The organism is Aquificaceae bacterium (genome assembly GCA_037481935.1).
Taxonomy (GTDB): domain Bacteria; phylum Aquificota; class Aquificia; order Aquificales; family Aquificaceae; genus Pampinifervens.
Map to the genome: position 1 here is coordinate 1 of JBBFKQ010000017.1, position 9,156 is coordinate 9,156.

The 9,156-nt window shown below is 48.4% G+C and carries 11 protein-coding genes; all 11 read right to left on the reverse strand.

The window, feature by feature from the left end; genetic code table 11:
- Positions 1–97 precede the first annotated feature (97 nt).
- Positions 98–406: an NADH-quinone oxidoreductase subunit NuoK gene (gene nuoK, locus WHS43_09620; protein MEJ5339896.1), complete on the reverse strand. Its 309-nt coding sequence runs from the start codon at positions 404–406 to the stop codon at positions 98–100.
- Positions 387–920 (reverse strand): NADH-quinone oxidoreductase subunit J, encoded by a 534-nt coding sequence (locus WHS43_09625; protein ID MEJ5339897.1) that lies wholly within the window; start codon positions 918–920, stop codon positions 387–389. The genes nuoK and WHS43_09625 overlap by 20 nt, the downstream gene beginning before the upstream one ends.
- Positions 917–1,540, reverse strand: coding sequence for an NADH-quinone oxidoreductase subunit I (locus tag WHS43_09630; GenBank protein ID MEJ5339898.1), 624 nt, complete (start codon positions 1,538–1,540; stop codon positions 917–919). Before WHS43_09630 ends, WHS43_09625 begins: the two co-directional genes overlap by 4 nt.
- Before the next feature lie 3 nt (positions 1,541–1,543).
- Positions 1,544–2,593, reverse strand: coding sequence for an NADH-quinone oxidoreductase subunit NuoH (gene nuoH / locus WHS43_09635; GenBank protein MEJ5339899.1), 1,050 nt, complete (start codon positions 2,591–2,593; stop codon positions 1,544–1,546).
- 2 nt (positions 2,594–2,595) lie between these two features.
- Entirely contained in the window at positions 2,596–3,108 is a 513-nt protein-coding gene (locus WHS43_09640; GenBank protein ID MEJ5339900.1) for a Uma2 family endonuclease, read from the reverse strand.
- 2 nt (positions 3,109–3,110) lie between these two features.
- Entirely contained in the window at positions 3,111–3,623 is a 513-nt protein-coding gene (locus tag WHS43_09645) for a Uma2 family endonuclease (GenBank protein ID MEJ5339901.1), read from the reverse strand.
- The gene (locus WHS43_09650; GenBank protein ID MEJ5339902.1) at positions 3,620–5,335 is read right to left on the reverse strand and encodes an NADH-quinone oxidoreductase subunit D; all 1,716 of its coding nucleotides are present in this window, start codon (positions 5,333–5,335) and stop codon (positions 3,620–3,622) included. Before WHS43_09650 ends, WHS43_09645 begins: the two co-directional genes overlap by 4 nt.
- A gap of 11 nt (positions 5,336–5,346) precedes the next feature.
- A complete protein-coding gene (locus WHS43_09655) occupies positions 5,347–5,718 on the reverse strand; it encodes an NADH-quinone oxidoreductase subunit A (GenBank protein ID MEJ5339903.1) in 372 nt (123 codons plus the stop codon).
- Positions 5,719–5,722: 4 nt separating this feature from the next.
- Complete coding sequence (locus WHS43_09660) at positions 5,723–7,174, reverse strand: NADH-quinone oxidoreductase subunit N (GenBank protein ID MEJ5339904.1); 1,452 nt, start codon at positions 7,172–7,174, stop codon at positions 5,723–5,725.
- 1 nt (position 7,175) lies between these two features.
- Positions 7,176–8,675, reverse strand: coding sequence for a NuoM family protein (locus tag WHS43_09665; GenBank protein ID MEJ5339905.1), 1,500 nt, complete (start codon positions 8,673–8,675; stop codon positions 7,176–7,178).
- 4 nt (positions 8,676–8,679) lie between these two features.
- Positions 8,680–9,156 (reverse strand): NADH-quinone oxidoreductase subunit L (locus tag WHS43_09670; GenBank protein MEJ5339906.1); only part of this gene is annotated, 477 nt, incomplete at its 5' end.

Sequence of the window (9,156 nt, forward strand, 5' to 3'; positions counted from 1 at the left end):
ACAGAGCACAGCAGAAGCCATATCACCCATTCTTGAGCCAAGGAGGGCAATGACCACAAAGGCTATCAGGGGTGAAAGCAATATAAGTATTTCCATCTTATCCTCTCATGTCCGTTATTTCGTCGGTAGAATCCACCTTCCTCAGCCTGAATATGGCTATTATTATACCAAGACCAACCGCCGCCTCTGCGGCAGCAAGGGCAACTATAAAGAGGGCAAAGATCTGACCATCCACAAGGCTCAGATGCGCATCCGCACCCACAAAGAGAATATTCACTGCATTCAGTGCCAGCTCCATACTCATCAGGACCGTCACCATGTTTCTCCTGACTATCATGCCAAAAACACCCAGCCCGAAGAGGATTATACTCAGGGTAAGGTATGCCTCAAGGGGTATGGTCTTCATAGGTCTGCGCCTCCTTCCTTCCTATTATCACCGCTCCTATCATACCAATGAGAAGCACCAGAGAAACCAGCTCAAAGGCTAAAAAGTATTTGCTGAATAGTATACCGCCAATCACTTCCACATTACCCAGCTGCTTTATAAACTCTCTGAACTGGCCCTTTGGTGAAACGCTCACCCCTACGAGAAAGACCAGAAGCATCTCTGCATAGAGCAGAAGAACTATAGGAAAGGAGATTAAGCCTTCAACCCTGTAATGGGAGTCCTTTTTCAGAGCCTTCTCCCATGGAACTGCGGTAAGCACAAAGACATAGAATACAGTCACCGCAACGGCGTATATGAGAAGCTGAAGGGCACCCACAAGCTCAGCGCCTGCCACAAAGAATATGCCTGCCACTGCCACGAGGACGGAAAGCAAGGACAGTATCACATATATGGGGTTGGGCAGAAGCACCACACCCAGTGCAGAAACCACCGCAAGCGCAGAAAACAGGAGAAAAACCAGCCACTGTATCACCCTTCCACCTCCGGAAGTTTAAGGTCATTCTCATACCAGAGCCTCTGTCTCTGGTGGTCATCTATCCATATTCTGTCAGGCTCCTCCTCTCTTCTCCTCTGCCAGTCTCTGCCTATCCTTTCCAGCACATGGAGGTCAAGGACGGAATCTTTCCTTGTATAGCTGGCGGTTTCGTGTATATCGCTCTGGAAGAGGCAGTCCACTGGGCAGGCATCCACGCAGAAACCACAGAAGGTGCAGAGCATCATGTTCATATCAAAGACAGCAACCCTTCTTCTGCCGTCAGGCAGTTTTTCACCCTCTATCTCGAAGAGCTGGGGTACGGGGCAGGCTCTTTTGCAGAGCATACAGACAACGCACCTGCTCCTTCCAGGCTCCACCTTTATCTTAAACCTTTCTACCCACTCATCAAAGGCAGGCTGAGGCTCCTTTCCATCCACCACCTTGTGTCCAAAAAAACCTCTGAATCGTTTCGGAGGTGTGAGCTTTTCGTAGGGGTAGTGGGTGGTGATAGTCCTTCTAAAGGCTTGCCTTATGGTAATGGAAAGCCCTCTTATAAAGTCCAGAAAGAGGATTCTCTCAAGCCAGCTAAGTGGTCTTTCAAAAACTCTCTTAACCATGGTTTACCTCCATATAAGTGGTGCTATCACCGCTGTCAGCACAAGGTTAACAAAGGTAAGGGGAAGCATCACCTTCCATGCGGTGGTGGTTATCTGGTCAATCCTGTATCTGGGTAGGGTCCAATGAAGCCAGAGGACGAACAGAAACAGAAGGCTCACCTTGAGGATGAACCATACGAAAGGAGATAGAGGCCCAAGGAAGAAAAGGGGGTCAACAAAGCCCAGGAAGGGTATGTTTATGGGAGACCAGCCACCCATGAAGAGCACCACCGCAATGGCAGAAAGGGAGAGCACCTCAATATACCATTCCACCAGTGGAAAAAGACCAAACTTCATCCCCCCGTATTCCACCGTAAAGCCCGTCACCAGCTCTGCCTCCGCCTCCTGAATGTCAAAGGGAACCCTACCAGTCTCTGCCAGCATAGCAAACATGTAAACCACAAAGGCAAGGGGCTGAAGCCACATATACCAGAGCTTCTGCTCAATCTGCTTCTGCACTATGTCGTAGGTGGAGAGAGTGCCTGCAAGGATTATGGGACCCATCACCGCAAAGGTTATGACCACCTCGTAGGATACCACAATACCCGCCTTTCTCATGGAGCCTATGAGGGCATACTTGGAGTTGGAAGCCCATCCCGCAAGGGCTATGGCAAAAACTGCCATGGAGCCAAGGGCAAAGACCAGAAGAAGCCCTATGTTCACATCCGTCAGAATGGGCTTCACCTTTACTCCAAATACCTCAAACTCAGGACCGAAGGGCACCACAGCAAAGACGAGGGTAGCAGGCACAAGGGCCATCACAAGGGCAAGGTTGTATAAAAAGCGGTTTCCGTATCTGGGAAAGAGGTCTTCCTTTGTGAGTAGTTTGAGCCCGTCCGCCAGAGGCTGCAAAAGCCCATGCCAGCCCACCACCATGGGTCCAGGTCTTCTCTGTATGTGAGCAGCCACCTTCCTTTCCACCAGCGTCAGATAAGCACCAACGCCAAGAACTATGCCCAGTATGACCAGTATCTTTATGAGAGTTATGATGAGCCATGCCAGCACGCCTTCCATGTCTACCTCCAGATTCTGTTTAAATCAAGCTCTATGGTGCAGCCCTTTAGCTTAAACTCCAGTTTTTCCATGGGCTTGAAGCCCTCTGGTGTGTTTCTGTAAGCTTTCCCTTCTTTGCTTTCTGGATAAACCATGAGGTAGTAGGGCACGCCAAGCTCCTCATACTTTTCAAACTTTACAAGCTCGTCCATAAACTTGGAGTTTTCTGACACTATTTCAATGACCACCTCTGGTGTCCTTCTTATGTAATCCTGGGGCTCTTCGCACAACACCACAAGGTCAGGTCTGAAAACAGTATCCTCAGACACAACCCAGTCGAGCTCTCCAACTACAAAACAGTCACAGCTATTTTCCTCAAGAAGGTCGGCAATATACCTCAAAAGGTTTACAAAAACCTTCTGATGTGGAAACTTGGGCGAAGCCATGGCATAAGGGATGCCCTCAACGAGCTCCCAGTCTCCCTGCCACTTTGCGTAGTCCTCATAAGTGTAGTGGGGCAGATGCCTGAGCCTCATTCTCACCTCCATACTGTATTAAAGTCCAGCTCAAGCTCGCAGTTTCCTATAACAAAAAGCGGACTTTCCACCAAGACGAAGCCTTCGCCTGTGTTTCTGTAGGCTTTCCAGTTTTTTTGTTCGGGATAGACAAGAAGATAGTAAGGCACGCCGAGCTCCTCGTAAAGGTTAAACTTCACCTTTTCGTCATGTATTCTTGAGGTCTTTGATACCACTTCTACGATAAGAAGCGGTATCTCTGTGATGTATTCATCCCCCTCTTCGCAAAGGACTGCTATGTCGGGCCTTATGACCGTATCCTCTGAAACTATCCAGTCCACGTCTGAAACCACCTCACAGCCACAGGAATTTTTCTCAAGCTCTTCAGCAAGAAGCCTCTGAAGGCGAAAGACCACCCTCTGGTGAAGCCTTGAGGGTGAAGCCATGGCATAAGGGATGCCCTCAACGAGCTCCCAGTCTCCCTGCCACTTTGCGTAGTCCTCATAGGTGTAGTGAGGAATATGTTTGAGCCTCATCTGTCTATCTCTCCTACAACTGGGTCTATGCTTGCCAGAATGGTAACCGCGTCCGCTATAACTCTGTCCTTCATGAGCTTTGGATATACGCAGAGGTTATACATGGAGCCCGGTCTTATCTTTACCCTGTAGGGCTTTACGCCCCCTGTGGAGTAGATGTAAAAGCCCAGCTCACCCCTGGGGTTCTCTCCAGAAGAGTATATCTCGCCCTCTGGCACCTTTAGCCCTATGCCGTCAAGGGGTAGTTTGAGCTTTTTGGGGTCTGGGGATTCAGCAAAGAAGGGGGCGCTTCTGTTCTTTTCAAGATAGTCAAGGCACTGCTCTATGATTCTAAGGCTCTGTCTCATCTCCTCAAGCCTGACAAGATACCTGTCATATACATCGCCGCTATCTCCCACAGGTACATCAAACTCCACCCATGGGTAGGCGTCGTAGGGCTCAAACTTTCTCAGGTCGTAGGGCACTCCAGAACCTCTGGCAACTGGGCCCGTCAGTCCGTAAAAGTAAACATCCTCCCTGCTTATTACACCAACACCCACATTTCTCCTCAGCCATATCCTGTTTCTGCTCAGGATGGTTTCCCACTCTTTTAACTCTTTTGGAAACCTCTTTACAAAGGCCCTTATAACCTCAAGAGCACCCTCTGGAAGGTCCATCCGGACACCCCCAACCCTTGTGTAGGATATGGTGAGCCTTGCACCCGTTATGCCCTCTATAATGTCCATGAGTTTTTCTCTTTCCTTGAAGGCATATAGAAAGATGGTTAGGGCTCCCAGGTCAAGGGCGTAGGTGCCAAGCCAGAGAAGATGGGAGTTTATCCTCTGCAGCTCTGACATCATAGTCCTTATATACTTTGCCTTTTCTGGCACCAAGTCTTCTATTCCAAGAAGCCTCTCCACCGCCACTACCCATGCCTGATTACTGCAGAGGGCTGACAAGTAGTCCATCCTGTCCGTGTATACCAGAAACTGGTTATACATCTCGTTCTCCGCCAGCTTTTCCACCCCCCTGTGGAGCTGACCCAGTATCACATCACACTGGTAGACCCTTTCTCCCTCAAGGTCAAAGAGAAACCACATGGTGCCGTGAGTGCCGGGGTGCAGTGGTCCCCAGTTAAGCACTATCTGAGCCTTCTTCTGAAGCTTCCTTTTTTCCGTTATTTCCAGGTCCTCAAGGGTTGGCACCGGCGTGTGCATTTTGTCATAGTTCATGAGCCCCTGAAGGTTGTCGCCCCAGAGCACTTCGTTAAGAGATGGCAGGTATTCGGTGGCGTAACCCTCAAGGGGAAAGTCTTTTCTGAGAGGAAAGTGCTGGTAAGTTTCCCACATAAAAGCTCGCACCAGATTTTCGTGCCCCTCATACCGAATTCCGAACATATCGTAGCATTCTCTCTCCGCCCACTTACCTGCGAACCAGAGCTTTTCTATGGTAGGGAGCTCTCCATCAGTCCATGTTTTTACAACCACCCTCTTTCTCTCGTCCACGTTGTAAAGGATGTAGAAGGCCTGAAAGCGGGGCTTTTTGTCGGGGAAGTCCACCACGGAGTGATCAAGAAATAGCTTAAAGCCCTTCTCTTCTTTGAGGACCTTTAAAAGTTCTATAAGCCTTGCCTTTGGAGTATGAAGGGCGGTCAGCGTTGGCTTTTCCTCAATCTCGAGCCCTTCAAACCTCTCTTTCAGCTGAATAAATTCTTCTCCTTTTGCCCAGGGCATTTCACACTCCTTTAGAGACTTTCCTCTTCAAACTGCCAGTCAAGGGCATCCTTCCTCCACGCATAAAGGAGCCCGTAGGTAAGGATAAGTATAAAAAGGAACATCTCTACAAAGCCAAAGACGCCCAGATACCTGTATACTACCGTCCAGGGAAAAAGAAAGGCCGCCTCAATGTCAAAGAGCAGGAGCAAAAGACCAAGAAGATAGTAACCCTGATGGAAGGTGGATTGAGCAGATTTGTCGTAGAGTGGAACTCCACATTCGTAGGGGTAGTCCTGCATGGCTTCAGAGGTTTTTGGACCGAGTATGTAATTTACAAAGACAAACACAAGGGCTATGCTGAGCATTATTCCAAAGAATATGAGAAGCGCCATGTATTCCATAGCTTCACCTCATGAAAAGGTTTTCTGCAGAACTGCTAACAAAGCTCCATAATATTATAGGCACCGCACCCAGCAAGACAATGCTTATGGTTATGAGAAGTATGAGAGATTTCTCTGTCTGTGAAACAGACATGCCAGATGAGATTCTTGAATCCTTCATGAACATAAGGGCAGTTATTCTCAGATAATAGCCAGTTGACAGACCCGTGGCCACAATCATAACAAGAGCGAGCCACCAGAGCCTTTCAAAGGAAAGAGACATAAACACAAGAGCCTTTCCTACAAAGCCCACGGTTGGGGGAACCCCAAGAAGTGCCAGAAGCATCACCATGAAGGAAAAGGCCAGCCACGGCGTGGAGGACCTCATACCAGAGAACTGTTCAAGCCTGTTCTCCCATCCAGGAAGCCTTTCCAAAAGGGCAAGAACCATAAAGCTACCAAAGCCCATGAGAGAGTATGCTATGAGGAAGTATATGACGGCCTTGAGCCCTATTACCTCCGCCACCGCTATACCAGCCATTATGTATCCTGAGTGGGCTATGGATGAGTAGGCAAGAAGCCTTTTTACATCCTTCTGCACAAGGGCGGTAAGGTTTCCATAAAGCATGGTAAGCGCCGAGATTATCCCCACAGTGGTTATCCAGGCGTAGGCAAAGTGCTCCTGAACAAGGGGCATGAGCCTGACCACTGGAGCAAAGAAGGCAAGCTTTCCAACGGATGCCATGTAGGCGGTTATGGGAGTGGGTGCGCCCTGATAGGCGTCGGGGAGCCAGAAGTGAAAGGGCACCGCACCAATCTTTATGGCAAAGCCTATAAGAAAGAGCACAAGTCCAAGGACCAGAAAGTAATGGTTTTCTCCCACATGGGTAAGTATGTATCGCAGGTCAAGGGAACCAGAGTAGAGATACATAAAACCTGCCCCGTAGGAAGCAAGGGCTATGGAAAGCCCCCCAAGCATCAGATACTTGAATGCCCCCTCCTTGGCATTAAAATCAGACCGGAGCAGAGAGGTGAGAATGTAGAAGGATATGGAAACTCCCTCAAGTGCAACATAGAGAACCACGAGGTTGTAAGAGGAGACAAGAAACATGCCCCCAATCAGTGAAAAGCTGAGTATGTAGTAGAACTCGCCGTAGAGGGACCTTCTGTGCCTGTAGTATAAGTAGTTAAAGCCCAGAAGAGCCATGGTTAGCAGTATCATGAAAGCCTGCATGAGGCTTGAAAAGCTGTCCCTTTTATATAGGCCGTAAAAGGTTTCTCCCTCCATACCCCAGTTAAGGAGAAGAAGCAGCAGAGCCAGAAGGTATCCAATAAGGCTGATGCTGATGGCAAGCAAATGGTTTATCCTTCTGTAGAGGAGGTCAAGGCTAAAGAGGATAAAACCCGTAAAGAGAACCACCAGCTCTGGAAGTATCAGCCACAGGTCCGGATACTCTATCCTTATGATTTGCTCCATCTCAACCTCCCAGCGCTTTTGAAAGGATATGACCCAGCAAGCTGTCTATGTAAGGGTCGTAGAAGGCAAAGAATAGGAAGGGAAGAAAGCCAACCAGAAACATGGGAATAACCACAAGCAGAAAGGCGGTAAGCTTGAAGCCTCTCAGGTCAGTAAAGTGGACAAGCCTGCTCTCTTCTTTTGTATCAAGGTATAGGGTCTTGAGAAGATACAGCACATACACGGCACTGAAGAAGGCACCCACTATTACAAGAAAGGCAAGAAGAAGCGTGTATTCCCTCGCACCCACTATGGTCAGGAACTTGCCCCAGAAGGAAGAACCCCCTGGAAGACCCATGGAGGAAAAGCCCGTTATGGCAACCAGTAGGGCAAAGACGGGCATGAACTTTATGCTTCCCCTGAGTGCCTGCATGTTAAAGCTGTGAAGCCTGTTGTAAATAAAGCCCGCCATCATGAAGAGGGCTGATGAAGTAAGCCCATGAGCAAACATCTCCGTTATGCTTGCCCTCATGCCCTCCGCGTTGAGGAGAAACATACCAGTGACCACAAAGCCCATATGACTGACTGAGGAGTAGGCGACAAACCTCTTTACATTGCTCTGACTTATGGTAAACCATGAGGCAAAGACTATGGTGAATATGCCCCAGAGGACCATAATAGGCATTAGGAAAACTGAGGCTTCTGGGAAAAGTCCTATGTTGAACCTGAGAAGTGCATATGTGCCCATCTTGAGAAGTATGGCAGCAAGCACCACAGAGCCAGCAGTGGGAGCCTCTCCATGAGCATCTGGAAGCCAGGTATGGAAGGGCACGATGGGCGTCTTTACTGCAAAGGCTATGAAGAAGAGAAGAAACATAAACACTTCAAACTCAAGGCTGTAGCTGTTGTTGAGAAGGTCAAAGTAGCTAAAAGAGAACTTGCCGTATTGTCTGAAGTGCTGGACTGCAAGGCTCACTATACCAAGAAGTAGGAAAAGGGAAGACACGAAGATGTATATGAAGAATTTATAGGCAGAATAGAGCCTAAGCTTGTAGCCCCATATGCCTATCACAAAGAACATGGGCACGAGGGTTAGCTCGTAGAAAACGTAAAAGACCATAAGGTCAAGACTTGCAAAGACACCTACAAGAAAGGTTTCTGTGAGCAGAAACCATATGTAATACTCCTTGAGCCTGTGGCTTATCTGGTGGTCTCTTGTGGACCAGAGGATTGCCACAAGAGAAACAAGAGTGGTGAGGATATACATGATGTATGAAAGTCCATCAAAGCCAAGGTGAAGGTTCAAGCTTAGCTCTGGAATGAGAGGATATTTCTCCTCAAACTGGACCCTTTCAGCCTTTGAAAAGTCAAAGAAGAGAAGAGACAGTAGAGAGAGGGCAAAAACAAGCCCACCGAATATGCTGGCAATCCACTTAGAAAGCTCCTCCCTGGCAAAGAGCACCACAAGGCTGCCCACAAGGGGCAGTATCATGCTTACAGAAACTAAGGGAAAGCCTTCCATCCTTTCACCTCATGCTGTATAGTATCACGCCCAGTATGAAGACAACACCAAGAAGCAAAAAGCTCACATAGTTGTTTAGAAGCCCAGTCTGCACATTGCGCACCTTTTTACCCGTCCAGTAAGAGACCTTTGCCACGCCGTTGACAAACAGGTCCACAAGCATTATGTCCAGCTTCATCCAGAGGAACTTCACCACTCTGAAGTAGAGAAAATTTAGAAGATTAAGAAAGCCATCTATAAGCACCCTGTCACCTGCCAGAAAGATAGCCCTTGAAAGACCCATGTATCCCCTTGCCACGCCTCTGTGGTAAAGCCTTTCAGTGAAGAACTGTTCTCTGAAGGCAGTATGCAGAGGTTTTAGGGCCTCATAAGCCCTCTGAGGGTCAACAAGACCCCTAATGTAAACAAGATAAGCCACAAGTATACCAGCCACACCCACAAGCACAGACAAAAGAGCAATATCAAAATGAAGCTCCTTCTT

Coding starts and splice junctions, on each gene's coding strand:
- nuoK (MEJ5339896.1), bottom strand. CDS start 406: ATGAAGACCATACCCCTTGAGGCATACCTTACCCTGAGTATAATCCTC.
- WHS43_09630 (MEJ5339898.1), bottom strand. CDS start 1,540: ATGGTTAAGAGAGTTTTTGAAAGACCACTTAGCTGGCTTGAGAGAATC.
- nuoH (MEJ5339899.1), bottom strand. CDS start 2,593: ATGGAAGGCGTGCTGGCATGGCTCATCATAACTCTCATAAAGATACTG.
- WHS43_09640 (MEJ5339900.1), bottom strand. CDS start 3,108: ATGAGGCTCAGGCATCTGCCCCACTACACTTATGAGGACTACGCAAAG.
- WHS43_09645 (MEJ5339901.1), bottom strand. CDS start 3,623: ATGAGGCTCAAACATATTCCTCACTACACCTATGAGGACTACGCAAAG.
- WHS43_09650 (MEJ5339902.1), bottom strand. CDS start 5,335: ATGCCCTGGGCAAAAGGAGAAGAATTTATTCAGCTGAAAGAGAGGTTT.
- WHS43_09655 (MEJ5339903.1), bottom strand. CDS start 5,718: ATGGAATACATGGCGCTTCTCATATTCTTTGGAATAATGCTCAGCATA.
- WHS43_09660 (MEJ5339904.1), bottom strand. CDS start 7,174: ATGGAGCAAATCATAAGGATAGAGTATCCGGACCTGTGGCTGATACTT.
- WHS43_09665 (MEJ5339905.1), bottom strand. CDS start 8,675: ATGGAAGGCTTTCCCTTAGTTTCTGTAAGCATGATACTGCCCCTTGTG.